This is a genomic window from Brevibacterium limosum, assembly GCF_011617705.1.
Lineage (GTDB): Bacteria > Actinomycetota > Actinomycetes > Actinomycetales > Brevibacteriaceae > Brevibacterium > Brevibacterium limosum.
Genome location: NZ_CP050154.1, coordinates 1,299,935 through 1,324,237, shown reverse-complemented (window position 1 = coordinate 1,324,237; position 24,303 = coordinate 1,299,935). Strand labels below are relative to the sequence as shown.

Sequence of the window (24,303 nt, the reverse complement as noted above, 5' to 3'; positions counted from 1 at the left end):
CTCAGACAGCATTCAGTCGAGGCTGCCGGTCTCCAGCAGAACTCTGAATTGGTCCTCGTCGAGCACGGGCACGCCCAGCGACTCCGCCTTCTCCAGCTTCGATCCGGCGTTCTCACCGGCGACGACATAGTCAGTCTTCTTCGAGACCGACCCCGCCGCCTTTCCCCCGGCACCGAGGATCGCCCCCTTGATCCCGTCGCGGGTGAAAGTGCTCAGCGATCCCGTGGCGACGATCGTCAGCCCTTCCAATGTCTGCGCAGCAGACTCGACCTCGTCGTCCTCCATGCGCACTCCGGCTGCCGCCCAGGTCTCGACGATCTCGATATGCCAGTCGACCTCGAACCAGTCGCGCAGGCTCTTCGCGATCGTCGGACCGATGCCCTCGACCGCGGAGAGCTCTTCTTCTCCCGCTTCACGGATGGCGTCGAGAGTGCGGAACTTCGCGGCCAGGGTCCGCGCCGCGGTCGGTCCGACATGGCGGATCGACAGGGCCACGAGCACCCGCCACAGATCCTGATCCTTCGCCTTCTCGAGCTCATCGAAGAGCTTCTTCGTGTTCGCGCTCGGGGCACTTGGCTTCTTGGCGGTTCCGCGGGTGTAGAAGTAGGGCACGAGCTCCCGCTCACCGGTCTCCACACCCTTGACCTTCTTGTCCCGCCAGATCTTGACGTCGGCCAGTACCTCCGGGGTCAGGTCGAAGAGAAAGGCCTCCGAGGTCAACGGCGGAGTCTCCGGTTCGGCCGGCGCCGTCAGCGCCAGTGCGGCTTCCTCCCCGAGGGCTTCGATGTCGAAGGCCGCCCGGGAGGCGAGGTAGAAGATGCGATTGGCCAGCTGGGCCGGGCACGACCGCGAGTTCGGGCAGCGCAGGTCCTTGTCGCCCTCTTTCTGCTCACCGAGTTCGGTCCCGCAGGACGGACAGTGGGTGGGCATGACGAATTCGTGTTCGGACCCGTCGCGCAGCGCCGCGACCGGGCCGAGCACCTCGGGGATGACGTCGCCGGCCTTGCGCAGCGTGACGGTGTCGCCGATGAGCACACCCTTGCGTCTGACCTCGTGCCCGTTGTGCAGGGTCGCCCGCTCCACGGTCGATCCGGCCACGGTCACCGGTTCCATCACGGCGAATGGCGTCACTCGCCCGGTCCGGCCCACCTGCACCTGGATGTCGAGGAGCTTCGTCGTGACCTCCTCGGGCGGGTATTTGAACGCGGTCGCCCACCGCGGTGCGCGCGAGGTGTAGCCGAGGGTCTCCTGCACGGCGATATCGTCGATCTTGATGACGATTCCGTCGATCTCGTGGGTGACGTCGTGGCGGTGTTCGCCGTAGTAGCCGATGAAGTCCTCGATCTCGTCGACGGTGTCGAGAACCGTGTAATAGTCGCTGATCGGCAGACCCCACGACCGGAACTGCTCGTAGACCTCGGACTGGTGGGCCGGTTCCGGATGCGAATCATCGGCCGGGGCCCACACGGCGATTCCGTGGACGAGCATGTGCAGGGGCCGGCGTGCCGTGACGGCCGGGTCCTTCTGCCGCAGCGAACCGGCCGCGGAGTTCCGCGGATTCGCGAAGGGCGCCTTGCCATCGGCGACGAGGGAGGCGTTGAGTTCGGCGAAATCCTCGACGGGGAAGAACACCTCACCGCGGATCTCGACCTCGGCCGGTGGGTGCTCCGTGTCGAGGTGGTGCGGGATATCGGAGATCGTGCGCACGTTCGCGGTGATGTCCTCACCGATGCGTCCGTCGCCGCGCGTGGCAGCGCGGACGAGTTCGCCGTTCCGGTAGAGCAGGTTGACGGCGAGTCCGTCGATCTTGAGTTCGCAGAGGAACTTCGACTTCGCCGAGGTGGCCGACCGCACCCGTTCGTACCAGGCACGCAGTTCGTCGTAGTCGAAGACGTTGTCGAGGCTGTACATCGGGCCGATGTGTTCGACCGGATCGAAGGTCGAGGTGTCGACGACTCCGCCGACGGTCTGAGTCGGTGAGGAGTCGGTGACGAGTTCGGGGTACTTCGCCTCGAGGTCTTCGAGGCGGTGGACGAGCTCGTCGTACTCGGCATCGGAGACGAGCAGGGAGTCCTGATAGTAGGCGGCCCGCAGCTCCTCGATCCTCTCGGTCAGCTGAGCATGGGCCTGGGCGCGCTCGGCCGCGTCCGACAGATCGACCGCGGACAGGTCGAGGGTCGACCCGTCCGCCGACTTCGCGTCCGCCGCCTTCGCGTCTGAGTTCTGCGAGTCTGCGTTCTCCGGTGTCGTGGTCATTCGATCTCCTCAAGAGCCCGCCGCAGACCGGCGGCGATGGTCATGGTTCCCCGGTTGTGTTCGGGACCGATCCCCTGCTGGTCCTTCAGCAGCGGCGGGTGGGTCATCGGCAGTTCCGGCCCGGCGACGATCCCGAAATCGCGCAGGCTCGCGTCTCCCATGCCGATGCGTGACCACGGGGTGCGGATCCGCTCGCACCAGTGATTGACCGCGTCCGATCGCCCACCGGCCGTCGGCGGCAGGTGGATCCAGGTGCCGAGCCCCTCCTCGGCGAGGATCGCCAGCTGTTCCCAACTGTGTGATCTCAGGGCCGCCAATGGCACTGACACGGAACGGGCGCCGGTGCGGCGGAGCGCCTCGGCGGCGGGAATCTCCTTGCCCTGCAGGTGCAGAGGGTCGAGATTCGGCAGGGCCAGCACGGTGGGCGGGAGGTGACGCAGCGTGGATTCGAGCGCCGCCCACACCTGGGACTCGCTGATCGCGGGCAGGCTCGCCCACCCGGACACGGTCGGCCAGGTTCCGGTGAGGACCCGGGTCAGCCGGGATTCGACGAGGCGGACGGTCGGCTGCATGCCCAGGCCCGCGATCCGGTCGGTGAAGGCGGCGATGCCGAAGGCGTAGGCCTGTACGACGTCGCGTCGGGCGCCGTGATCGCCGAGGACGCGGGCGCCGGAGCTCAGGCTCAGCGCGGTCACGAGCGTCCACGGTCCCGGCAGGCTGATCTGGATCTGTCCGGGGCGGGACTGACCGTATTCGGCGATCGCGTCGAACGCTTCGATCAGGGCCGAGTCCTCGAGGCGTTCGTCCTTGCCCGCCGAGGTGGTCAGCCGCCATCCGTAGGACGTGCGGTCGACGTGGAGTTCGGTGAGCAGCCCGACGGCGCGGCCGATCGAATCGGCTCCCCACCGGCCCTCGGCCTGGTGGGCGGTCAGAGGCACGGGCGGCAGCTGGTCGGCGAGGATGTCGAACCCTGCGGCTGCGGCTTCGCGGACGGGGCTGGTCGCGATATAGCCACGGCTCGGATCGCGGGATCCGGGCAGCCAGATTCCCGTTGTCGTGGCGGCGGGCAGGACGGTTGTCGGGACCTCGGGGGCGGCCGCCTCGGCGGGAGTGGATCGGTCGCGATCGAGGCGGTTGGTGGGGTCGAGTTCAGCCATGCTGGTGCCCGCGCGGGATTTCGAAGACGTCGACATAGAATCCGAACTCGCTTTCCAGGGAATCGATGATGGTCTCGGCGCGGACGAAGCCGTGGGATTCGCCCTTGTACAGACGGTAAATGTACTCCACTCCGGCCAGTTCGAGTGTATCGACGAACTCCTGGGCCTGCGAGGATGGGACGATCGGGTCGCGGTCGCCCTGCATGACGGCCACGGGCACGCTGATATCGGTGGTCCGGCGGATCGGCGACCGGGTGATGTACTCGTCCTGGGCGGCGGGCCAGGGGCCGACGAGACTGTCGATGTAATGGGATTCGAAGTCGTGGGTGTCGACGACGAACCGCATGAGGTCGGTGACGCCGAAGTACGAGGTGCCGCAGGCGAACACGTTCGTCGAGGCCAGGGCCGAGAACACCGTCCACCCGCCCGAGGAGGCTCCGGAGATCGCGATGCGCCGTGGGTCGGCGAGACCGGCCGTGACGAGTCCGTTGACCGCGGCGACGGTGTCCTCGACATCGACGACTCCCCACCCCCCGCGCAGACGGTCGCGCCAGGCGCGACCGAAACCGGTCGACCCGCCGTAGTTGACTTCGAGGACGCCGATGCCCTGGGAGGTGAAGAAGCTCGTGCGGGCCGTCATCTCCGGCGTCGCCTGCCCCGTGGGACCGCCGTGGATCGAAACGATGAAGGGCGGGAGCTCATCGTCGGGTGCCGCGAACCGGGGGTTGTGGGGCGGGTGGATGACGACGGGCACTCCCCCGAGTTCGCCGACCCGTGGGCGGGAGTAGTAGCTCTGATGGGTGTCGAGGCGTTCGCTGGCGATCTCGGTGAACAGTCCGGTCACCCGGTCGACGGCGCAGAGGACTCCGGGGCGCCTGGTCGACTTCGCCGTCAGCAGCAGGTGGGTGCGCCCGAGATCGAGGAGTTCGATCGTGCCGAACGTCTCCCCCGTCGTGTCGATGGTCTCCCAGACTGCAGCGTCCGTCCCGCCCACGGCGTCCGTCCCGCCCACGGCGTCCGTCCCGCCCGCGGCGTCTGTCCGGCCCGCGGCCGGGCCGAGGCGCGTCATGGTCGGGCCGAGGTCCGTCATGGTCGGGCCGTCTGTGAGTCGGCGGCGCACGAGCGTCGCCGTCGCCGCCTGCGAATGTGCCCACACCTCATCACCGTCGTTGAGGTGCCAACGGGTGCCCAGCTGCCACAGGGCGCCGCCGATCTCCTCACCCGTGTCGATGACCGACCGCAGACGGTCGACGCCGATCGGTTCAGGTGCCGGTGCGTTCCGTTCGTCGGTGACGATGGGTCGCGTGACGACGGGGTCGAAATCGAGGCCGAACAGCGACCAGTGGCCCTCGTGGTCGGAGATGACGTGGAGGGAGGAGTCCGAGGTGAACTCCGGCTGCAGCAGGGAGATCCCGGGGTCGGTCGGGCTCGGCATCGCCGGATCGGCTCTGGCCGGGCGCTCGATCCCGTCGCCGCTGAGCACGGCGACCGCGGGCGTGGCAGGTGTGCGCACGTCGACCAGCCACAGGGTGGTTCCGTCCCAGGGCATGTTCGGGTGCTCCCAGCCGATGAATGCCAGGGTGCTGCCGTCGGGTGAGAGCCTGGGCCAGGCCATGAAATGAGAGTGGGTCGAGAGCACATTCGTCGTCCCGTGCTTCGTCAGCAGCACGATGGCGCGTTCGCGACGGGTGGACCGGCAGTCCTCGCGCACGCACAGCAGTCCCCATGGGCTCATGCGCAGGTCTCCGTAGCGGATCCGCCCCGAGGTGTCCGGGGTCAGGGCGTGCGGGGCACGCCCGGGAATGATCTGCCAGACCCGCTGATCAGCGGCGTTGACGAAGTAGATGACCTCGCTGCTCTGGTCGAGAGCCCATGAGGCTCCCCCGTATTCGTGGACGGCGGAGCGGATGTTGAAGCCGGCAGGAATGACCTGCACATGCTCTCCCGGACGCGACAGTGACGTGCGGACCAATCCGGTGCGGGCCTTCTCGGTGGGGATCTTCGTGGAGTAGAAGATCTCATCCCCGCGGAAGGCGGCGTCGAAGATCGGAGCGGCACCGGCGGCCACCTCGGCTGCGCCCAGAGGTGAGGACCAGGTTCCATAAGGTGCCGTGACGACATCTTGGGGACTTTCCTTCATGCCCCCAGAGTATCGCCAGTGACCGACATCGGCCCTGAACCCGTCGCTTAAGTGAGGTGGGGCGGGCTCAGGCGTCGGCGAATTCGGGCGCCGGGGTGATGCGGTCCTTCGCCGTGGAGTCGATGGTCGCTTGGCCGAGCACGCGGGTGCCGCGGTAGATGACCATGGTCTGGCCCGGGGCCACTCCGGAGAGCTCCTCATCGACGTCGACGTGCATGAGCTGCCCGGCGGGGCGTGCGGCCGGCACCTCGACCTCGTCGATGATCGGGTTCGCCTCATGCTCGGGTGCTTCGGCGACGAATTCACCGAGCCAGGCACGGGCCGGCACCGGATCGGCGTGGGCGCGGATCTGGACCTCGCAGTCGATCGCCGAGGTGGGGGCGGAGCCCATGTCCGCCGGGGCCGCCCCGGCCCAGGAGGTGCGGATGCCGGTGAGATGAGAGACCGCGAGATCGCCGCGTGATCCCACGGTGACGGTGTTCGTCGCCGGGTCGAGGCCGGTGACGAAGCGCGGTTTGCCGTCCGCGGCGGGCTTTTCGATGCCCAGTCCCTTGCGCTGGCCGATCGTGTACGTCATCGCTCCGTCGTGCTCGCCGAGCACTTCGCCCTCGGCGTCCTTGATGAGCCCGGGCCGCATCGGGATCTTATCGGCCAGCCACGCCTTCGTGTCCCCGTCGGGGATGAAGCAGATGTCGTAGGAGTCGGGCTTGTTCGCCACGGAGAACCCGCGTTCGGCCGCCTCGGCGCGCACTTCGGCCTTCGACGCGGTCGCACCGATCGGGAAGTAGCAGTGCTCGAGCTGATCGGAGGTGAGCACACCGAGGACGTAGGACTGGTCCTTGGCCAGGTCCTCACCGCGGTGCAGTTCGGGCCGACCGTCGTCATCGCGGGCCACCTCGGCGTAGTGGCCGGTAGCGATGGCGTCGAAGCCGAGGGCCAGGGCCCGGTCGAGGAGGGCGGCGAACTTGATGCGCTCGTTGCAGCGCATGCACGGGTTCGGTGTCCGACCGGCCGCGTATTCGGCGATGAAGTCATCGACGATGTCTTCCTTGAACCTCTCGGAGAAGTCCCAGACGTAGAAGGGGATGTCGAGCATTCCCGCCACGCGGTGGGCGTCGCGGGAGTCTTCGATCGTGCAGCAGCCCCGCGATCCGGTGCGCAGGGTGCCGGGCATCCGGGACAGGGCCAGGTGGACGCCGACGACTTCGTGTCCGGCATCGACGGCGCGCGCGGCGGCCACGGACGAATCGACTCCGCCGGACATGGCGACGAGTACTCTCATGATGCTCCTTGCATCCATCGGGGTGTTGCCGAAACCATCCCGGCTCGGCGTGCCTGGTCGACGACCTCGGGAAGGGCCGTGAGCAGGGCATCGACATCGGCTTCGGTCGTATCGCGACCGAGCGTGAAGCGTTGGGTGGATCGGGCGCTGTCCTCGTCCAGTCCGCACGCGAGCAGCACGTGCGAGGGACGTGACACCCCGGCCGAGCAGGCCGAACCGGTCGAGGTGGCAAGCCCTCTGGCATCGAGACCGAACAGCAGCGAGTCGCCCTCGCAGCCCGGGAACGTGAAATGGGCGTTGGCCGGCAGCCGGTCCGCTCCGCGCGGGCCGGACAGCACGGCACCGTCGATGCTCGATTCGATTCCGGCGATGAGGCGGTCACGCAGCCCCGACAGCTGTGCCGACCGAGTCTCGAGGTCGGTCGTGACAAGGTCGACGGCGGCGGCGAAGGCCACGGCACCGGCGACGTCGAGGGTGCCCGAGCGCACGCTGCGCTCCTGTCCCCCACCGTGGAGGATCGGCGTCGGGCTCGCTGCGCGGTCGAGCAGGAGTGCGCCGATGCCGACGGGGCCGCCGATCTTGTGCGCGGTGATCGTCATCGCCGTGGCCTTCAGTGCTGCGAAGTCGAGCGGGATCTGCCCGAGAGCCTGGACGGCGTCGATATGGAAGGGAATGCCGAGTTCGAAGGCCGCTTGCCCGATCTCGGCGATCGGCTGCAGCGTGCCGATCTCGTTGTTCGCGGCCATCACGCTGACGAGCGCGGTGCGTTCGGGGTCGCGGCGCAGTTCGGTCAGTGCCGCGTCGAGGTCGAGGCGTCCGGTCTCATCGACATCGAGGCAGACGGCTTCGGCGCCGAGGCCGACCAGCCACTCCACGGTCTCGAGGATCGCCGGGTGCTCGATCGTCGTCGTCAGCACCCGCGGGCGGGCCGGTGCGGTGAATGTCCCGTCGTTGCGGGAGAGGTAGAGCCCCTTGAGCGCGAAATTGTCCGCTTCGGTGCCTCCCGAAGTGAAGATCACCTCCGACGAGGTGGCCGCACCGACCGCACGGGCGATGTCCTCCCGTGCCTCTTCGATGCGCATCCGTGCCGCCTGGCCGACCGTGTGCAGGGCCGAGGGATTGGCCCTGCGGGCCAACTCCTTCGTGTACACCTCGAGCACCTCGGCGGGCATCGGCGAGGTGGCTGCGTGATCGAGATAGATGGGCACCCTGCAATTTTAGGGCGTGAGCCGGGCTACGGCCAGGATCCGTGCGGCATCTCACCCGCGAAGCGGCGCAGGCGGAGAAGTCGCCGGGCACTGATGCCGACTAAACTGGGTCGGGTGTTCACCGTTTTCACCATCGTCCTCTACGCCGTCACCGGCATCCTGACCCTGTGGTCGATCATCGAGACCGTCCGCAACCGTCCGGCCGGCAAGGCTCTGCTCGGCGGTGCCGCTCTGCTTCTGCTGCTGCTCGTCGTGCAGCTGATCATCTCGATTGCGACCTTCGGCTCCACGCATGATGTCGACCCGCTGCTCTACTTCGGCTACATCATCACCGCGATCATGGTCATGGCGCTGGCTGGCTTCTGGGCGTTCGCGGAACTGAGCCGTTGGGGGCCGGGTGTGCTGGCCGCGGCAGGACTGACGGTGATCGTGATGATCGAGAGATTGGACCAGATTTGGCAGTGACCAGGCGCAACCGGTTCGGCGGGGGCTCCGCCGACGATGCGAACTCAGCAGGCAGCGCGAACGCGGCGGACAACGCGGACTCGACGGCCGCCTCGGCGAGGGGAAAGACGGGGCGGTCCCCGTACTCGGCGATGCATACGGGACCGGGACGGGCGCTGACTGCGGTGTACGGGGTCTTCGCGCTCTCGGCCACGGCACGGGCGGGCTACCAGCTCATCCGCGAATTCGACGTCGCGCCGATCGCGTACTCGCTGTCCGCAATGGCCGCGGTGATCTACATCCTCGCCACGGTCTGCCTGGTCATCGGCAACCGCGTCTCGCACCGCATCGCCGTCGCCGCCTGCGCGATCGAGTTCGTCGGCGTCATCGTCGTCGGCATCCTCAGCCACACCCATCCCGAGGACTTCGCGAAGCCGTCGGTGTGGTCGAACTTCGGCAGCGGCTACGGCTATATTCCGCTGCTCCTGCCGCTCGTCGGCCTGTGGTGGCTGCTGCGCGTCGGCCGTCGCGCCCACCGTGGCTGAGCCCGCCTCACTCCACCTTGGAGGACAGGACGTTCCAGTCGGTGGCGACGGCCGTGAGTTCGTCACCGGTCTTCATCAGCACATAGGGGTGTGCGGTGTCGACCTTGATGGTGTCGCCCTCTTTGTCGTTCGTCTTCACTGCTTCGACGGTGTCGCCGAGGTCGAGCGCGTAGTCGGACGGCGCCTTGATGGTCAGCGTGCAGCGCACTTCGCCCATCCCGATCGCGCCCTTCTCGGTGCTTAAGCTCATGTCCTCGAACTTGAGGTCCTCATAGGGTCTGCAGTCGACGTCGACCTTGTCGAAGCCCGAGTCCTTGTCCCGCAGGTCGCCCACGTAGTCGCGGAATCCCTTGAATCCGCCCTCCTTGAGTCCCTCGGGCCCCCCGGACTTCGCCTTGCCTTCGACGAGGAACGATGAGACGTCACCGGACGCGGTGGTCATGTCGTCGCCGAATTCCTCGGGCCCCTTCTCCACGGCTCCGCGGTCGTCGGCCATGAGGGTCGGCATCTGGTCGGTGGGGATATAGGACGCGGAGCGCACGAGCGGATCGGTCGATGCCGATTCCCGCGTCACCAGCATCACCTGGGTCAGCGGTTCGTCCCCGTCCGTGGACTTCTTGTCCGCGGTGCCGAAGGCGTAGAACCACATCGGGTATTCCGTGAAGCTCGGGCTGCCGGCGACGACCTCGGTGAAGTTCGGTGCGCGCAGCTTCTGCTTCGCCTTGTCCGCGATCTGGATCTGTGCACGGGTGTGGTCGATGAGCGGTGCCGCCTGGATCTTGTCGAGGTCGCTGCCCTTGTCGCCGAGTGTCTTGTCCAGAGATTCCGTGTAGTTCGTCATGAACTTCCCGGCCTCACCGGGGCGCACCGCCGTGCGTTCGTACGGGGTGGTGTCCGGGCTGCTGGGTTTGGCGATCGGCATGTTCGCGCAGCCGCTGAGTACGAGTCCGGTGCCCATCACGGCCGCCGTCACCGTCCGCAGGGAGCGACGGTGCCGCAGATCCCGTCGCCGAGGCGGCACTTGGCCGCTCGTGCCCGGCTGCACCGTCGAGATCGGCTGAGTCGCCGGACCCGGCTCGTCCTCGACCGCAGGCTCGTCGGCCGGTCCCCGGCCGGCGCCGCCGCTGTCAGGACCACTGCCGCCGTCGTCCGGTCCGTGGCCGCCGTCGTCGTCCGGGCTCGGCTGACCGGAGTCCTTCTTCGGCGGGCGGATGCGTGAGCCCCACCAGCGCATGAAGAAGAACACGGAGAACCCGGCGAGGATGACGGCGCCGGCAATGCCGAGCAGGCTGAGTGCGAACACGCCCTTGACGCGCATCTTGAGGCTCACCGTCGTTCCGTCGAGACTGTCATCGGAGTTCTCTGGGGCGATGACGAGCATCTGCGGTTCGGCATCGAGGTCGAAGGTCTTCGCGACCGTTGTGCCCGTGTCCTGGCTGATCCACCAGTCGCGGTCGGTGATCCCGGCCTCCGGCTTCGCATCACCGGGAGTGAACCGGTGGGAGGCCGAATTCGGGAACGACACATCACTGATCTGCTCCTGCGCCACCCCGTCGAGGTAGCTGTCGGCGTCGACCCCGCTGGCGGTGCCGACGAACAGCTCCGTGCCCTTCGAGTTCTTCGCCGTCACGGTCACGCTCGAACCCGAATAGGGCACGATCGCTTCGTCGAGGACGACGGCATAGGCGCCGTCCCTGACTTCGAACGCAGGCGTCTCGGTGATCTCGTCGGTGCCGACGACCGAGAGCGCAGAGATGACCAGTCCGGCGAGCGTGAGTGCCGCTACGCCGAAGAGGATGGCGGTGATGAGTCGGATTCGCTGGATCAGAACAGTGCCCTCATGAGTGCGGTCCGTGCCTTGGTCACGGCTGGGTCGTCGGCGCCGAGGACCTCGAAGAGATCGAGGACCCGCAGACGCAGGGATTCCTTCTCATCGCCGGCAGAGGTGCGGATGAGAGAGATGAGTCGGTTGAAGGCGCTGCCGGCATTGCCGCCGACGACTTCGGCGTCGGCCGCCGCCTTCGCGGCTTCGACGTTCTTGGGGTCCGCATCGGCGGCGGCGATGAGATCGGCCGGCTCGTGGTCGATGAGGCGGCGGCCAAGCCCCGCCCGGGCGAGACCGAACTTCGCCTCTTCGTCGGCTGGAGAGTTCGCCAGCGCGGCCTTGAACAGTTTCTCTGCGGTGTCGAAGTCGCCCTTGGCGAGTGCCTCTTCGGCCTCCGGGTGGGCGGGACCGGTCGGTTCAGGCTCGGCTCCCCCGACGGCCGCATGCCCGGTCACACCGTTCTCACCGGCGAGCTTGAGCAGCTCGTCGAAGTACGCCTGGACCTGAGGTTCGGGCAGAGCACTCTGGAACAGCGGCACGGGCTGACCCTTGATGAGGGCGACGACCGTGGGGATCGACTGAACACCGAAGGCCTGCTGCAGACGCGGGTTCGCATCGACGTCGACCTTGGCCAGGACCAGACGTCCCCCGTACGAGGTGACGACGCGTTCGAGGATCGGCGAGAGCTGTTTGCAGGGTTCGCACCATTCGGCCCACAGGTCGATGACGACAGGCACGCGGTCGGAGATCGCCACCAGGCTGGTGAAGGTCGATTCGTCGACGTCGAAGACCAGTCCCGGAACGGCGACCGCGTTCGGGTCCTGACCTGCAGGGCCGCCGGCGCGGCCGGCACCCGCAGCGGTGCCGCCGGCCGTCCCGCCCTGTTCGGCAGGCATGTTCTTGCTGCGCACTGCCGACAGGTCGAGTCCCTGATCGGGCTGCGTGTTCTCCTGCGAGGGATCCATTGACACGTGGTCTCCTTTGTGACGCGGTCGGTGGGCCCGGCGAGATCCGTCTCCCACCTGGTCCATGCTTATCCAACAGAACGTATCAACACCGGTGCACCTGCGGCTATTTCCTCAACCGCCGGGAACCGAGTGCAGCGGTGCCGATTCTTCCACGTCAGCCGGCCTCGGCTCCGGCGAGGGTCTCGAGACCGCCGATGAGCTTGACCTTGCCGTCCTTGGGCACGAGGAAGGTGAGCACCTGAGTGGTCTTCGTCGTCACCGGCTCCTGAGTCGACCCGGAACCGATGAGTTCCTTCTGCGGCGACGACAGGGACAGGGTGCCGGTGCGTCCGTCCTTCGATTCGGGGCTGATCGTCGACTCGGCGTCGATGACTCCGGTGACTATGGCGGCGTCACCGGCGGTGCCCTGGGCGACGAGCTCCTTGCCCGGGGCGTACTTGTACTCCACCTCGGCCTTGCCGGATTCGGCGCTGGCCTTCTGCTCCTTCTGGTTCTTCCAGATGGACTTGGAGAAGTCATCGGACTCGAACTTCTTCGCTTCCTTCGAGTCCTGACCGCTGCCGAGGGCCTTCGCGTAGTCGGCGACGGCCTTCTCCGGGGTGGTGACGAAGTCCTTGGCTCCCGGTTCGAGCATCTTCGCGCCCTGACGGGAGTCGGGCAGCTCGGGCAGCTTCGTGCCGCCCGTCAGCTGGGTCTGCGACCAGAGCTTGTAGTCGCTGCGCGGATCCTCCTGGGTCAGCACGAGCAGCTGCGAGTTCCCTCCGGCGGAGGTGATCATGCTGGTCATGCGCGGCCACGAATCAGTGGCCGAGGTGAAGTTGGCGACGATCTCTTCGCTGGCCACGGCCGGCGCCATCTTCTGATCCTCGACGTCTTCCTTCACCTTGTACAGGTCCTCGCGCTGTTTGAGCGCGGGACCGGCAGCACGCTCGGTCAGCGCCTTCTCATCGGTCTTCTTGTCCGCTGCCTTGACGTCGTCGGCCACGGAGTCGAGGATCCGCTTGGCCTGGTCGTCGGTGATTCCCGCGGCCGCTGAGCTCGGAGCCTCGGAGGGTTCGGGCTTCGGCAGCTCCTCGGGTCCGCAGGCGCTCAGTGCCAGCACAGGGACGACGGCGAAGGCGGTGCCGTATTCGGCGAGCTTGCGGCGGCGCTCCTGGCGCGCCTTGCGTCGGTCCGCTTCCTTCTTCGACCGGTTGGCGCCGAGGAAGAGGAGCACGACGCCGATGATGAAGACGACTCCGCCGATGATCATCAGCGGGATCGCCCATGGGGTCTCGGCATGGTTGGGCCAGGTGAGGGTCACGGATTCGACCTGTCCGGCTTCGCCGTCGCCGGCGATGAGGAAGCCGGTGCGGTTGGCGTCGTCGTTCCACTCCAGTTCCACCGAATCGGTGCCGGTGACCTGCGCCTGCCACAGATCGCTACCGGACGGGTCGGGCACTTTGCCCTCACCGTCGGTGCCCTTGGTCGTGAGCTCGCCGCCCTCGGCGAGGCCGGTGACGCGATCATAGGCGGACTGTCCGGCCCAGGCTTCGACGTTCTCGATCGGAGCTTGGGCGATCGTGAGGTCACCGCTGCCCTTGACCGTCATGGTCGCAGGGGTTTCGTACAGGTTGAGCATTCCGGGGTCGACGATGACTGCCGGTTTGTCGGCGTCGATCTGCGCAGTGGCAGTGATCGTATCCTCCGGCGCCCACAGGGTCTTCTGCAGGATGCCGAGGCCACCGACGATGACACCCACCACCATGAGAATCACAGCGATTGTGTAGCGCACGTGCGAACCTTCCCTCAGCCGAGCAAAATGGCACCCCTGGTTCGGGGACACTTCAAGTTTAAGTCACATCCCGGACATCGCCTTTGTGCGCACGCTCAGTGTGTGTCGACGTTCACACGCCCGCTCCCCGGACCTCGCCGAGGCGGTCGTCCGATATCCGCGCACACTCCCTCGCCTGCCCTCGCCGAGGCGGCGGTGACCCGGCCGCGAATGGGCGCAGCGTCCACTCCGGAATGTCCTGATCGCCTTTCCCTGCCCTAAGCTGGGCGGGTGAGCAACAACAGAATTGTGTGGATCGACTGCGAAATGACCGGCCTCGACGAGGTGCGGGACGAACTCATCGAGGTGGCTGCGATCGTCACCGACTTCGAGCTCAACCCCCTCGACGACGGAATCGACATCGTCATCAGGCCCTCGGCGGATGCATTGGCGAACATGAACGAGTTCGTCACGAATATGCACACCACCTCGGGCCTGATCACCGAACTCGACGCGGGCACCACCGTCGCCGAGGCGCAGACCCAGGTCCTCGAATACGTGAAGAAGCATGTCCCGGAGTCGGGCAAGGCTCCGCTGGGCGGGAACTCCGTCGGCACCGACAAGGTGTTCCTCACCAAGCAGATGCCCGAACTCGTCGAGCACCTCCATTACCGGATCGTCGACGTCTCCTCGATCAAGGAACTGGCCAAGCAGTGGTTCCCCCGCGCGTACTTCCAGGCCCCGGCCAAGCACGGCGGGCACCGCGCACTCGGCGACATCATCGACTCGATCATCGAGCTCCGGTACTACCGCAGAGCCGTGTTCTCCGCCGAGGGTCCGAGCTCCGATGAGGCGAAGTCGATCGCCGCCGAGGTGGCCGAGAACTTCTCGGGCCGAGCTCAGTCGGATGAGGCTGAGTCGGCTCAGACCGACGAAGCCTGAACACCGCTCTGCTCAGCCGGCCTTCTTCTCGGGGCGCGCGAAGACGGTGGCAGGAAACGCCCCGGACTGGGCGATGACCTTGGTGAGGGTGCGGCTCGGCGACAGCAGCGATTCGATCGTCTCGTCATCGAGCACCGACCACGCGGCCGCGACCGTGCCGTCGGTGAGGACCTCGACCTGCTCCTTCAGGTCGCGTCCCGCCTCGGTGATGACCGGCAGGTCGAATCCGCGGTCGTCCTTGTCCACGGTGATCAGCCCCGCCTCGGCGAGCCTGGTCTGCGCGGTCTGCCATTCCTCGTCGGTGTAGCCGCGGGTCTTCTGCGCCGCTCGCGGGCGGAACCCGGCGCCGGTTGCGACATCGAGCATGAGGGCGTCGATTCCGGGCACGCCGGCGGTGACGAGTGAGGCGACATGGCCGTCGCCGCGGAATTCGCGGGCCACGGTCGCCACGTCCCACAGCTTCTCGAACGCGGTGTTCGCCTCGTGGCCGCCGATGACATCCGCGGTGGCCGCGGCCAGGGTCCGTCCGGAGAAGTCCATGGCGGCGAGCACGGGGGCCAGCGTCTCCGTCATCTGGGTCGCGGCCTCGGTGAGCAGTGCGATGTCGTCACGGTCGCCGAAGAGTTCGGCCATGTACGCGCTCACGGCGTCGAAGCGGGCGGTCACCATCTGCTCCGGGGTCACCGTCTCCCACAGGCGAGGCAGCATTTCGGCGACGAAGTTCGGGGAGTAGTTATAGTACGCGGCGGACACGACTCCGGGATTCACCCGGCCCAGCGGAGCCGAACGGGCGGCCATATTGCCTTCGACACCCGGTTCGAGTCCGTGCTCGGCATATTCGGCACCGACCGTCTGCGAGAAGTACATCGACGAGTGGAAGGAGTTGATGCGGGCCGAGACTGTTCTGATGTTCTGCGTGCGCTGGGATTCCATATCGTCATCCTATGGGCGGTCCCGTCCCAGGTAAATGGGCGTTCTCATGGAGGCTCCGACTCCGACAGTCATGGATCGCCTCGGTAAGCGAGATCAGCACAGTGAAGATTAGCGCAGTGACATAGGACCTAAATCGCTCTGCCCTCCCCCGAGGCGGCTGAACTTCCGCGCCGATCCGCCGATCGGCGCGTCCGCCCGTTCGTCCGCATTTGCAGGCCCGACCCCCGGTGCTACCGTCTGAGCAAGGAGTGACACGGACCGTTTGCGACCTCGGCATCGTCCCGGTCGGCCAGCGATCCCGCCAACCGCATTTGCACAGCGTCCGGCTTGGAGGTCAGATGAGGATCGCACTGTTCGCCACCTGCATCGTCGATGCGATGTATCCCGAGGTTGCGCAGGCAACCGTGAGGATTCTGCGCCGACTCGGACACCAGGTGATCTTCCCCGAGGGCCAATCCTGCTGCGGGCAGATGCACATCAACTCCGGCAAGTTCGCGCAGGCCGAACCGGTCATCGCCAACCATGTCCGCGCCTTCACGAGCACCGAATGGGATGTCGCCGTCGCCCCGTCCGCCTCCTGCGTGGCCTCACTCGGCCACCAGCAGCCGATGGTCGCGACGCGGATGGGCAACGATGCCCTGGCTTCCGAGGCCGCCGAGGTGGCCGACCGCACCTACGAGCTCACCCAGTTCCTCACCGACGTCGAAGGCGTAACGGATGCCGCAGCCGATCTCGGCTCGTACTTCCCGCACCGAGTGACCTTCCACCCCTCGTGCCACGGGATGCGGCTGCTGCGCCTCGGTGATCGGCAGTCGTCCCTGGTCAGGTCCGTCGAGGGCATCGATTTCATCGAACTGCCGCTGGCCGATTCCTGCTGCGGTTTCGGAGGCACCTTCTCCGTGAAGAATCCGGAGACGTCGTCGGCGATGCTCGCCGACAAGGTCCGCACCGTCCAAGCCACAAGGGCCGATGTCTGCACCGGCGGTGACGCCTCCTGCCTGCTGCACATCGGCGGCGGAATGTCCCGCTTCGAACGCACCGGCCGCTTCGACGGCGCCCCGGACGTCACCGCCGTCCACGTCAAGGAGACGAGCTCGACCGATGACCGGGGCCGGACGACGGAGACGCTGACGACCGTCGTCGGAGCCGTCGACGACGACCATCTCACCCCGGGCGATCAGGGCACCTCACCGGCCGAACCGAGCCGGTCCCAGTCGGGGTTCCGCGTCGGTCAGGCCGCGGTCCACCTCGCCCGGATCCTCGCCTCGACGAAGGAGGACCCGCTGCGGGTGCCGAGCGAAGGAGCAGAAGTGAGCGGAGGGAGCCTGCGATGACTTTTCTGGGAATGCCGCTGCTGCCGTCGAAGCGACGCAGCGATCTGCCCGGCGGGCAGGGCAATGTCGTCGAAGCCGAAGACTTCCCGACCGTCGCCCATGAGCATCTGTCGAACCAGCAGCTGCGCAACAACATCGGCCATGCCACCTCGACGATCCGGTCGAAGCGGGCCGAGGTCGTCTCCGAACTCGACGACTGGGAGGGACTGCGCGATGCCGGTGAGGCCACGAAGAACGAGGTGATGGCGAACCTGCCCGAATACCTCGCACAGTTCGAAGAGGCGTTCACCGCCGCCGGCGGCATCATCCACTGGGCCCGGGACGCCGATGAGGCCAATGCCATCGTCACTGAACTCGTCGAAGACAATGCCCCGGTCCTCGACAACGGTCGCCGCGAGGTCATCAAGGTCAAGTCGATGGCCACTCAGGAGATCGGGCTCAACGAACATCTCGAGACCGAAGGCATCGATGCGTTCGAGACGGATCTGGCCGAACTCATCGTCCAGCTCGGCGATGACAAGCCCAGCCATATCCTCGTCCCCGCCATCCACCGCAACCGGGATGAGATCCGTGAGATCTTCATGGACAAGATGCCCGATGCCGGGGAGCTGACGAACGAACCGGCCGTCCTCGCCGAGGCGGCCCGCCGGCATCTGCGCCACAAATTCCTCACCACGAAGGTCGCGATCTCCGGAGCGAACTTCGGCATCGCCGAGACCGGCACCCTCGGTGTGGTGGAGTCCGAGGGCAACGGGCGCATGTGCCTGACCCTGCCGGAGACGCTCATCACCGTGATGGGGATTGAGAAGCTGCTGCCCCGCTTCGCCGATCTCGAGGTGTTCCTGCAGCTGCTGCCGCGGTCGTCCACGGGTGAGCGGATGAACCCGTACACCTCGTTCTGGACGGGGAAGTCCGACGGCGACGGCCCGCAGAACGTCCACCTCGTCCTCCTCGACAACGGGCGCACCCGAGCACTGGCCGACGAGCATGGCCGCACCGCGCTCAACTGCATCCGCTGCTCTGCGTGCATGAACGTGTGCCCCGTCTACGAACGCACCGGCGGGCACGCTTACGGCTCGACCTACCCGGGACCGATCGGGGCGATCGTCTCCCCGCTGCTCACCGGAGTCGAGGAGGAGGGCAATGGTTCGCTGCCCTATGCCTCGAGCCTGTGCGGCGCCTGCTACGACGTATGCCCGGTGAAGATCAACATTCCGGAGATCCTCGTCCACCTGCGGGGCGAAGATGTCAAAGCCAACCACTCCCCCGTGTCCTCCCAGCTCGATGCCGCCCTCACCGGTGCGTCGTGGATGATGGGCGACGGGAAGCGGATGGCCGCGGCGGAGAAGGGACTGCCTCTCGCGCACAAGGTCACCGGCGGTGAGCAGATCGACGCCCTGCCCGGAATCGCTGGCGCCTGGACCTCGAGCCGGGACATCCCGGCCCTGCCCGAGAAGAGCTTCCGACAGCTGTGGGCCGAAGAGGAAGCAGACAAACGCGACGAGGAGGGACAGCGATGACCGACGCCGCCCGCGAGGAGATCCTCGCCCGCATCAGCGAGGCCCTCGGTCGCCGCGGCGGCGGGGAGTACGTGTCCTCGAATCCGCGGACGGCGGTACCGGGCACCGGCGGCACGGCACGCGCGGAGTCCGGTGGGGCCGCGAACGACACTGCCACGGCCGCCGACTCCGGTTACCACCATGAGGGTGCGCACACGGGTGAGGACCTCGTCGAGCTCCTCATCGACCGCCTCGTCGACTACAAGGCCAACGTCCACCGTGCCTCCGGCGATCCCGCGGAGACGATCGTCGGCCTCATCGGCGACCATTCCTCGGTCGTCGTTCCCCGCGGTCTCGATGAGACCTGGCTGGACGGCTTCTCGGGGGACGTGCGGGTCGATGCCCCGGGTGAGGAGCTCACAGTCGACGAACTCGATGCTCAGGGGGCGGTGGTGACCGCCTCGGCGGTGGCGATCGCACAGACCGGGACGATCGTCCTCGACGGATCCCCGACATGCGGGCGGCGGGCGATCACGCTGGTGCCCGACCATCACGTGTGCATCGTCCGGGTCGACGACATCGTCGACATCGTCCCCGAGGGGATCGCCCGCCTCGACGCGCACGCGCCGCTGACGTTCATCTCCGGGCCCTCGGCCACGAGCGATATCGAACTCAGCCGGGTCGAGGGAGTGCACGGTCCGCGCACCCTCGACGTCATCATCCTCGGCGGATGAGCGCAGCGCCGGATTCCAGCTCTGCCAGGACGGCGAATGCGAACGGATCGGCGAGTGCGGAACAATGGTGCCCATGACCACGGCCCAGACTCTTCAATACCCGCAGCCGGATGACCGGCCACGTCGTCGCAGCCGCCGGACGACGATCATCGTCTCCGCGGTCGTCATCGTCCTCACGCTCATCGTCGGAGTGATCGCGGCCGATCGCATCGTCGACTACACCACGGAGCAGCGCATCGCCGATGGACTCTCCGACTACGGTGAGGCCGAGGTCTCCGTCGAAGGCTTCCCCATCCTCACGCAGCTGGCGTCCGGGGAGCTCGACTCGGTGCATGTCACCGCCGCCGAGGCGAGCTACGAGGGTGTCGACTTCACCGATGTCGACGCGAAGCTCTATGACGTTCCGACCAGCGGGTCGAAGCCGATCGGCACCGTCGACGGCACTGCGGTGCTCCCCCACACGACTCTCGACGAGCTCGCCGCCGAGCATGCGGACCTGCCGGACGGGATGTCATTCACGACCGTCGACGGTGAGCTCTTCCTCAAGGGGTCCCTGCTCGGCCAGGATCTGCTCGTGGGCATCGATCCGAAGGCCGAAGGGCGCCGGGCCGTGGTCGACGCGACGACGATCAAGCTGGGCTCCGCGGAGTTCTCCCTCGACCGCCTGCCCGCGTTCCTGACCTCGGAGATCTCCGATATCGTCATCGATCTCGACTTCCTGCCTGCCGGTCTCGAACTCACCGACATCACCGCCACCGAGGCGGGGCTGCAGGTCCGTGTCCACGGTTCCGGGGTGAGCCTGGAATAGGCTGGCACGGCCGACCCTGCGCAGCCGGCTCGGCTGCGCGGACGCCCCGGCATCTGCCGAAGAGAGGACTCGATGATGAGCATGATCATTCCCGCACGCGAACGCGTCGCCTCAGAACTCACCGAACTGTCGACGCTGACCGACTCCGACCGTCCCGGCTGGACCAGGCGCGCTCTGAGCGAATTCGACGTCTCGGGCCGGGAATTCGCCCGCAGACTCATGCAGCGGGCCGGGATGGACACCCGCGTCGACGGTGCCGGCAATGTCATCGGGGTCCTGCCCGGCCGCCTCGGCGGTCGCCAGATCATGCTCGGGTCCCACACCGACACCGTCGACGGCGGAGGGCGCTTCGACGGGATCGTCGGGGTGCTCGGCGCGATCGAGGTCGTGCGGCTCATCCGGGAGAACGGCATCCGTGTCGATCACGATCTGGTGGTCGTCGTGTTCTTCAACGAGGAGCCCAACGACTTCGGTCTCTTCTGCGTCGGCTCCCGCGCGATGACCGGCCAGGTCGACCGAAGCTTCTTGGCGCTGACGGATCCCACAGGTCGCAGCCTCGCCGAGGCGCTGCCGAACTCACGCATCGATCCCGAGGAATTCCTCACGGCCGCCTACGACTTCTCACCGGTGACCGCATTCCTCGAACTCCACATCGAGCAGGGACCCGAACTCGAACGGGCCGGTCGGCAGATCGGCGTTGTCGAGACCATCACCGGAATCAACCATTTCCGGGCCCTGTTCACCGGTCGTCAGGATCACGCCGGCACCACGCCGATGGACGTCCGCGCCGATGCCGGCTGCGCCGCCGCCGGGACGGTGCTCGCAGTGGAGTCGATCGCCGAATCGGGCACGAACACACGCGGCACCTGCGGACAGATCCGCTTCACTCCGGAAGCCGTCAACGTGGTCTCGCAGATCGCCGGCCTCGAAGGCGAGTTCCGCGGCCCCGACGGCTCCTGGCTCAACGAGGCCCAACGGCGCCTGACCGCGGCGGCAGGCACCGAAGCCGAGAAGCGCGGAGTCGAGGTGGAGGTCGAATGGACCACCGATGATGCGCCGGTCCCCCTGCACGAGCCGATCACCTCCACCATCACGGAGGTGGCCGACGAATTCGGACTCACGCGCGCCACGATGTTCTCCGGAGCCGGCCACGATGCCGGCATCATCGCTGCGAAGACCCAGGTCGGCATGGTCTTCGTACCCTCGGTCGACGGACGCAGCCACTGCCCGGAGGAATTCACCGACTTCGCCGACATCATGCCGGGCATCTCGGTCCTGCTCGAGACTGTGCTGCGCATAGACAGGCGCGGTCGCGGCTGATCCCGGGGCCAAGGGGCCGCGAACATGATCTTCGGCCTCTTCGGCGGGATGGGCGGCTGCGCGGTGAAGTCCGGCAGCTTCCCGATCCGCTGAGGTAGACTGTCCGCAATGTCACAGTCAGCTCCGGATGCCGTCTTCCGCCCGAAGGTGTGGGTTCTCCCGCACTCGGGCACTAACGGCTACATCACCTCCTGGGGCGAGATGCAGTCGGGCACACAGCCGTTCGGGCGCGGAGATCTTCCGCTCCGACCCCTGGTGTGATTCTCCGACAGATCTCATCGGCCGAGCCGGCGACGTCCGCTCGAGTCACGCACGTACGCTCAGTTTCGACGAACTGAGCACTGTCTGCGCATCCATTCTTCGGGTCGAACTCTCTTCTCCTCCGACCACGAACGGGACCACTGTGACCACCACTGCTGCAACTGCCTCACGATCTGCCTCATCGAACTCCCCGGGACAGCAACTGTTCCAGGCGCTCCGCCGCGACACCGTCGGCGGCGCACTGCTCCTCCTCGCCGCCGCTGCCGCCCTGATCTGGGCTAACTCACCGGCATCGGCCGAATACTTCGCGATCCGCGACATCGAACTCGGCTATGAGCCCTGGCATCTGCGTCTGAGCATCGGGCAATGGGCCGCCGACGGGCTGCTCGCCGTCTTCTTCTTCCTCGTCGGCATCGAGCTCAAGGCCGAATTCACCCGCGGCGACCTGCGTCGGCTCCGCACCGCCGTCGTCCCGATCGCTGCGGCGGCCGGCGGGGTCCTCGTCCCGGCCCTCATCTGCGCGGCCTTCCTGCTCACCCGCCCCGACCTGCTGCGCGGCTGGGCCATCCCCACCGCGACCGACATCGCCTTCGCCGTCGCCGTCCTCGCGATCGTCGGGTCCCACCTGCCGAAGGCGCTGCGCCTCTTCCTGCTGACCCTGGCTGCGGTCGACGACCTGCTGGCGATCACCATCATCGCGATCTTCTACACCGAGACCATCGCGGCCCTCCCCCTCGCAGCGGCGCTCGGCGTCGTCATCGTCTACGGGCTCATCGCGAACCGCTTCCGTCGATTCTTCGTCGACCGGGCCTGGGCCGCATGGGTCGTCCTGCTCCCCCTCGGACTCGCCGCCTGGGCGCTCATGCACGCCTCCGGTGTCCATGCGACCATCGCCGGAGTGCTGCTGGGCTTCACGATCCCCGCAGTGGTCGGCCGTGCTTCGAACCGCACGACCGATGCCGGCCTCGGGCCCTCCAGCCAGGGTGAGAACGGGTCCGGAATCGACCTCGCCGAGGCGCTCGAGCACCGTATACGACCGCTGTCAGCCGGTTTCGCCGTCCCTGTCTTCGCCTTCTTCGCCGCCGGTGTCGACATCGGAGGGTCTCACGGTCTGGCCGCCGCGTTCACCCATCCCCTGACCTACGGGATCATGGCCGCACTGATCGTGGGCAAACCGCTCGGCATCCTCGCCTCTACGTGGTTGGCCACCCGATTCACCGCAGGTTTGGATCCCAGCCTGCGGTGGGCCGACCTCACCGGCATCGGGCTGCTCGCAGGCATCGGGTTCACCGTCTCGCTCCTCGTTGCCGAACTCAGCTTCGCCGCCGGTTCCGTCGAGCACGATGTTGCGAAGGTCGCCGTTCTCAGCGCCTCGCTGCTCTCTGCCGCGATCGCCGCGTTCATCCTCACCCTCCGGAATGCCCACCACCGTCGCGAGTCTCAGGCGTGAAGGAGCTCGGTGACGAGCGGATCCGAATCGAGCGATTGCCAGTTCCGTCACAGACAGCCCCACTAGGATGCGAAGCGTCCCTGTCCATCCCCACGACCAGCATCGACAGAGCATTCGACCAAGTGAGAAGGACCGTGCCATGGCATTCGACAAATTCCTCGACAAGGCCAAGAACCTCGCCAATGATCCCAAGGTCAAGGACAAGCTCAATTCGGACAAGGCCGAACAAGTCACCGACTCGGTCCTCGACAAGGCCGCCGGTGTCGCCGACTCCCTGACCGGAGGCAAACACTCCGACAAGATCAAGAAGGCCCGGGATGCCGCCGACAACGCAATCGGCAACGACCGTGATCAGCCCGGCGGCACAGACCGCGGTGACGATGATCGCGGGAACGATATGCACGGAGACGATGTCCGCGAAGGCGATCGTGGCGACAACGGCTTCGACGGCGACAATGGATCTGCCGGACACCGCTGAACACTGATCTTCTGCTTCAGCTGATCGAGCCACTGTCGAATTCGGCAGGGGCTCGATCTCTGTTCGGCGGCGCTCAGGAATCGATGTCTGGTGCAGGCACGGATTTCGGATCGGCGTCGATCGTGATCCGCACGGCGTCGATGACAGCGTAATCGTGCAGCAGGTCCTCGCCCGCCACCGTCCAGGTGTCTCCTTTCTTCGCTCCGCACGGCTCGCCACGCGGAGCGAAGACCTCACAGTCGACGGCAGTGATCGGTGCCTCGGAGTCGATGACCAGGTCTCCGCGGTCGCGGCGGCGTCCGAATCGTCGCTTCATCTCATTCACCGCTGCCTTTCATATGGGTGGATCGGGGATGCAGTCATCCCCGCAGGAGGGGTGAACGCGATGATTTCGCGGTTGTCGGTATAGGACTTGCGCCGGACGATGCGCCCGCGGCGGCCATCGCCCTCGTCGGCTTGTGCGAATTCTGCAGCGCCGCAGCCATCTCCGAGTTCGAAGCCGACGTTGCCGGCCACAGTCATGAACACCTCATCGAGGACGTATTCGAGTTCGATGACATGACGACCTTCACTCCACCTCACGGCCGCGCCTGAAGAATCCTTCGGGCTGAACCTGAAACGCGCAGCCGGATGGTCGAAGCCCTTCGTCCCACCGGGCCTCCATCGTCGGGTGGGGTCTCGAAGAACAGCCTTTGGCGGATCTGCTTGGTGCCGTCTTTGTGCGGGGCCACCTCGGTGATGATCTCTTCCGGGGTGAGCGCTTGCTCGGACAGTCTGTCGGTCACCGGCCCGGGCGGTGCATATCGGAGCACGAACGCGGTCACAACCACGCCGATGACGACGACGGCGGTGAATGCGATGCCGATGAGGAGGAGCAGCGACGGGACCGGGGCAGTCAGCTCCGTCATCGAAGGACGGCGGACGGCGGGAGAGTGTGTGAGAATGGCAGTCTGCGTCAAGCCGCGC

Annotated in this window: 23 protein-coding genes; 11 read left to right on the top strand and 12 right to left on the bottom strand. The window is 66.9% G+C overall.

The genetic code is table 11. The annotated features are described in order from the left end of the window. Positions 1–12: 12 nt before the first annotated feature. From ligA to GUY37_RS05910, 5 genes are all read right to left on the bottom strand, one after another. On the bottom strand, positions 13–2,256 hold the full coding sequence (gene ligA, locus GUY37_RS05930) for an NAD-dependent DNA ligase LigA (protein WP_166823377.1): 2,244 nt from the start codon (positions 2,254–2,256) through the stop codon (positions 13–15). Beyond that, positions 2,253–3,413 (bottom strand): uroporphyrinogen decarboxylase/cobalamine-independent methonine synthase family protein, encoded by a 1,161-nt coding sequence (locus GUY37_RS05925; RefSeq protein ID WP_228278389.1) that lies wholly within the window; start codon positions 3,411–3,413, stop codon positions 2,253–2,255. Before GUY37_RS05925 ends, ligA begins: the two co-directional genes overlap by 4 nt. Then, entirely contained in the window at positions 3,406–5,553 is a 2,148-nt protein-coding gene (locus GUY37_RS05920; protein ID WP_166823374.1) for a prolyl oligopeptidase family serine peptidase, read from the bottom strand. The genes GUY37_RS05925 and GUY37_RS05920 overlap by 8 nt, the downstream gene beginning before the upstream one ends. A gap of 67 nt (positions 5,554–5,620) precedes the next feature. Then, a complete protein-coding gene (gene mnmA, locus GUY37_RS05915; protein WP_166823371.1) occupies positions 5,621–6,835 on the bottom strand; it encodes a tRNA 2-thiouridine(34) synthase MnmA in 1,215 nt (404 codons plus the stop codon). Next, on the bottom strand, positions 6,832–8,043 hold the full coding sequence (locus tag GUY37_RS05910; RefSeq protein WP_166823368.1) for a cysteine desulfurase family protein: 1,212 nt from the start codon (positions 8,041–8,043) through the stop codon (positions 6,832–6,834). Before GUY37_RS05910 ends, mnmA begins: the two co-directional genes overlap by 4 nt. Before the next feature lie 114 nt (positions 8,044–8,157). On the opposite strand from GUY37_RS05910, the gene GUY37_RS05905 reads away from it, so the two are divergent. Together GUY37_RS05905 and GUY37_RS05900 are read left to right on the top strand one after the other, a co-directional pair. Continuing rightward, positions 8,158–8,508, top strand: coding sequence for a hypothetical protein (locus tag GUY37_RS05905; RefSeq protein WP_166823366.1), 351 nt, complete (start codon positions 8,158–8,160; stop codon positions 8,506–8,508). Between the two features lie 131 nt (positions 8,509–8,639). Beyond that, positions 8,640–9,032: a hypothetical protein gene (locus tag GUY37_RS05900; protein WP_166829418.1), complete on the top strand. Its 393-nt coding sequence runs from the start codon at positions 8,640–8,642 to the stop codon at positions 9,030–9,032. Positions 9,033–9,039: 7 nt separating this feature from the next. On the opposite strand, the gene GUY37_RS05895 is transcribed toward GUY37_RS05900, so the two are convergent. The 3 genes from GUY37_RS05895 to GUY37_RS05885 form a co-directional block, all read right to left on the bottom strand. After that, complete coding sequence (locus GUY37_RS05895; RefSeq protein ID WP_228278388.1) at positions 9,040–10,689, bottom strand: hypothetical protein; 1,650 nt, start codon at positions 10,687–10,689, stop codon at positions 9,040–9,042. A 167-nt stretch (positions 10,690–10,856) separates the two neighbouring features. Further along, on the bottom strand, positions 10,857–11,822 hold the full coding sequence (locus GUY37_RS05890) for a tetratricopeptide repeat protein (RefSeq protein WP_166829412.1): 966 nt from the start codon (positions 11,820–11,822) through the stop codon (positions 10,857–10,859). Positions 11,823–11,979: 157 nt separating this feature from the next. Then, a complete protein-coding gene (locus tag GUY37_RS05885) occupies positions 11,980–13,599 on the bottom strand; it encodes a hypothetical protein (protein WP_228278387.1) in 1,620 nt (539 codons plus the stop codon). 306 nt (positions 13,600–13,905) lie between these two features. Here GUY37_RS05885 and orn point away from each other — a divergent pair, with 306 nt between their 5' ends. Next, complete coding sequence (gene orn / locus GUY37_RS05880; RefSeq protein ID WP_407645404.1) at positions 13,906–14,520, top strand: oligoribonuclease; 615 nt, start codon at positions 13,906–13,908, stop codon at positions 14,518–14,520. Between the two features lie 12 nt (positions 14,521–14,532). On the opposite strand, the gene GUY37_RS05875 is transcribed toward orn, so the two are convergent. Continuing rightward, positions 14,533–15,453 carry an SCO6745 family protein gene (locus tag GUY37_RS05875; protein WP_166823360.1) on the bottom strand — a complete coding sequence of 307 codons (921 nt, stop codon included), beginning with the start codon at positions 15,451–15,453 and terminating at the stop codon, positions 14,533–14,535. Positions 15,454–15,791: 338 nt separating this feature from the next. Between GUY37_RS05875 and GUY37_RS05870 the strand changes: the two genes are divergently transcribed. The 8 genes from GUY37_RS05870 to GUY37_RS05840 all read left to right on the top strand — a co-directional run bounded on the left by GUY37_RS05870 (position 15,792) and on the right by GUY37_RS05840 (position 23,337). Next, positions 15,792–16,787 carry a (Fe-S)-binding protein gene (locus GUY37_RS05870; protein ID WP_166829406.1) on the top strand — a complete coding sequence of 332 codons (996 nt, stop codon included), beginning with the start codon at positions 15,792–15,794 and terminating at the stop codon, positions 16,785–16,787. Continuing rightward, positions 16,784–18,307 carry a lactate utilization protein B gene (locus GUY37_RS05865; protein ID WP_228278386.1) on the top strand — a complete coding sequence of 508 codons (1,524 nt, stop codon included), beginning with the start codon at positions 16,784–16,786 and terminating at the stop codon, positions 18,305–18,307. The genes GUY37_RS05870 and GUY37_RS05865 overlap by 4 nt, the downstream gene beginning before the upstream one ends. After that, positions 18,304–19,020, top strand: coding sequence for a LutC/YkgG family protein (locus tag GUY37_RS05860; RefSeq protein WP_166823357.1), 717 nt, complete (start codon positions 18,304–18,306; stop codon positions 19,018–19,020). Before GUY37_RS05865 ends, GUY37_RS05860 begins: the two co-directional genes overlap by 4 nt. A 73-nt stretch (positions 19,021–19,093) precedes the next feature. Further along, on the top strand, positions 19,094–19,828 hold the full coding sequence (locus GUY37_RS05855) for an LmeA family phospholipid-binding protein (protein ID WP_166823354.1): 735 nt from the start codon (positions 19,094–19,096) through the stop codon (positions 19,826–19,828). Between the two features lie 75 nt (positions 19,829–19,903). Then, complete coding sequence (locus GUY37_RS05850; RefSeq protein WP_166823351.1) at positions 19,904–21,148, top strand: M20 family metallo-hydrolase; 1,245 nt, start codon at positions 19,904–19,906, stop codon at positions 21,146–21,148. 108 nt (positions 21,149–21,256) lie between these two features. Next, positions 21,257–21,409 (top strand): hypothetical protein, encoded by a 153-nt coding sequence (locus tag GUY37_RS19125; RefSeq protein ID WP_193627385.1) that lies wholly within the window; start codon positions 21,257–21,259, stop codon positions 21,407–21,409. 142 nt (positions 21,410–21,551) lie between these two features. Then, a complete protein-coding gene (gene nhaA, locus GUY37_RS05845) occupies positions 21,552–22,859 on the top strand; it encodes a Na+/H+ antiporter NhaA (protein ID WP_407645394.1) in 1,308 nt (435 codons plus the stop codon). 139 nt (positions 22,860–22,998) lie between these two features. Further along, a complete protein-coding gene (locus tag GUY37_RS05840; protein WP_166823344.1) occupies positions 22,999–23,337 on the top strand; it encodes an antitoxin in 339 nt (112 codons plus the stop codon). A gap of 73 nt (positions 23,338–23,410) precedes the next feature. Here the strand turns inward: GUY37_RS05840 and GUY37_RS05835 are convergent, their stop codons facing one another. From GUY37_RS05835 to GUY37_RS05825, 3 genes are read right to left on the bottom strand one after another with little or no spacing between them, the layout of a single operon-like run. Beyond that, positions 23,411–23,653, bottom strand: coding sequence for a hypothetical protein (locus GUY37_RS05835; protein ID WP_166823341.1), 243 nt, complete (start codon positions 23,651–23,653; stop codon positions 23,411–23,413). Positions 23,654–23,658: 5 nt separating this feature from the next. After that, complete coding sequence (locus GUY37_RS05830) at positions 23,659–23,919, bottom strand: hypothetical protein (RefSeq protein WP_166823338.1); 261 nt, start codon at positions 23,917–23,919, stop codon at positions 23,659–23,661. Then, positions 23,916–24,245 (bottom strand): hypothetical protein, encoded by a 330-nt coding sequence (locus GUY37_RS05825; protein ID WP_166823335.1) that lies wholly within the window; start codon positions 24,243–24,245, stop codon positions 23,916–23,918. The genes GUY37_RS05830 and GUY37_RS05825 overlap by 4 nt, the downstream gene beginning before the upstream one ends. Positions 24,246–24,303 lie beyond the last annotated feature (58 nt).

What these genes read in the sequence shown, in the direction of transcription:
- ligA (WP_166823377.1), bottom strand. Translation starts at nt 2,256, where the DNA reads ATGACCACGACACCGGAGAACGCAGACTCGCAGAACTCAGACGCGAAG.
- mnmA (WP_166823371.1), bottom strand. Translation starts at nt 6,835, where the DNA reads ATGAGAGTACTCGTCGCCATGTCCGGCGGAGTCGATTCGTCCGTGGCC.
- GUY37_RS05925 (WP_228278389.1), bottom strand. Translation starts at nt 3,413, where the DNA reads ATGGCTGAACTCGACCCCACCAACCGCCTCGATCGCGACCGATCCACT.
- GUY37_RS05875 (WP_166823360.1), bottom strand. Translation starts at nt 15,453, where the DNA reads ATGGAATCCCAGCGCACGCAGAACATCAGAACAGTCTCGGCCCGCATC.
- GUY37_RS05865 (WP_228278386.1), top strand. Translation starts at nt 16,784, where the DNA reads ATGACTTTTCTGGGAATGCCGCTGCTGCCGTCGAAGCGACGCAGCGAT.
- GUY37_RS05835 (WP_166823341.1), bottom strand. Translation starts at nt 23,653, where the DNA reads ATGAAGCGACGATTCGGACGCCGCCGCGACCGCGGAGACCTGGTCATC.
- GUY37_RS05825 (WP_166823335.1), bottom strand. Translation starts at nt 24,245, where the DNA reads ATGACGGAGCTGACTGCCCCGGTCCCGTCGCTGCTCCTCCTCATCGGC.
- GUY37_RS05855 (WP_166823354.1), top strand. Translation starts at nt 19,094, where the DNA reads ATGACCACGGCCCAGACTCTTCAATACCCGCAGCCGGATGACCGGCCA.
- GUY37_RS19125 (WP_193627385.1), top strand. Translation starts at nt 21,257, where the DNA reads ATGTCACAGTCAGCTCCGGATGCCGTCTTCCGCCCGAAGGTGTGGGTT.
- GUY37_RS05890 (WP_166829412.1), bottom strand. Translation starts at nt 11,822, where the DNA reads ATGGATCCCTCGCAGGAGAACACGCAGCCCGATCAGGGACTCGACCTG.
- GUY37_RS05920 (WP_166823374.1), bottom strand. Translation starts at nt 5,553, where the DNA reads ATGAAGGAAAGTCCCCAAGATGTCGTCACGGCACCTTATGGAACCTGG.
- GUY37_RS05840 (WP_166823344.1), top strand. Translation starts at nt 22,999, where the DNA reads ATGGCATTCGACAAATTCCTCGACAAGGCCAAGAACCTCGCCAATGAT.
- GUY37_RS05900 (WP_166829418.1), top strand. Translation starts at nt 8,640, where the DNA reads ATGCATACGGGACCGGGACGGGCGCTGACTGCGGTGTACGGGGTCTTC.
- orn (WP_407645404.1), top strand. Translation starts at nt 13,906, where the DNA reads ATGACCGGCCTCGACGAGGTGCGGGACGAACTCATCGAGGTGGCTGCG.
- GUY37_RS05860 (WP_166823357.1), top strand. Translation starts at nt 18,304, where the DNA reads ATGACCGACGCCGCCCGCGAGGAGATCCTCGCCCGCATCAGCGAGGCC.
- GUY37_RS05870 (WP_166829406.1), top strand. Translation starts at nt 15,792, where the DNA reads ATGAGGATCGCACTGTTCGCCACCTGCATCGTCGATGCGATGTATCCC.
- GUY37_RS05850 (WP_166823351.1), top strand. Translation starts at nt 19,904, where the DNA reads ATGAGCATGATCATTCCCGCACGCGAACGCGTCGCCTCAGAACTCACC.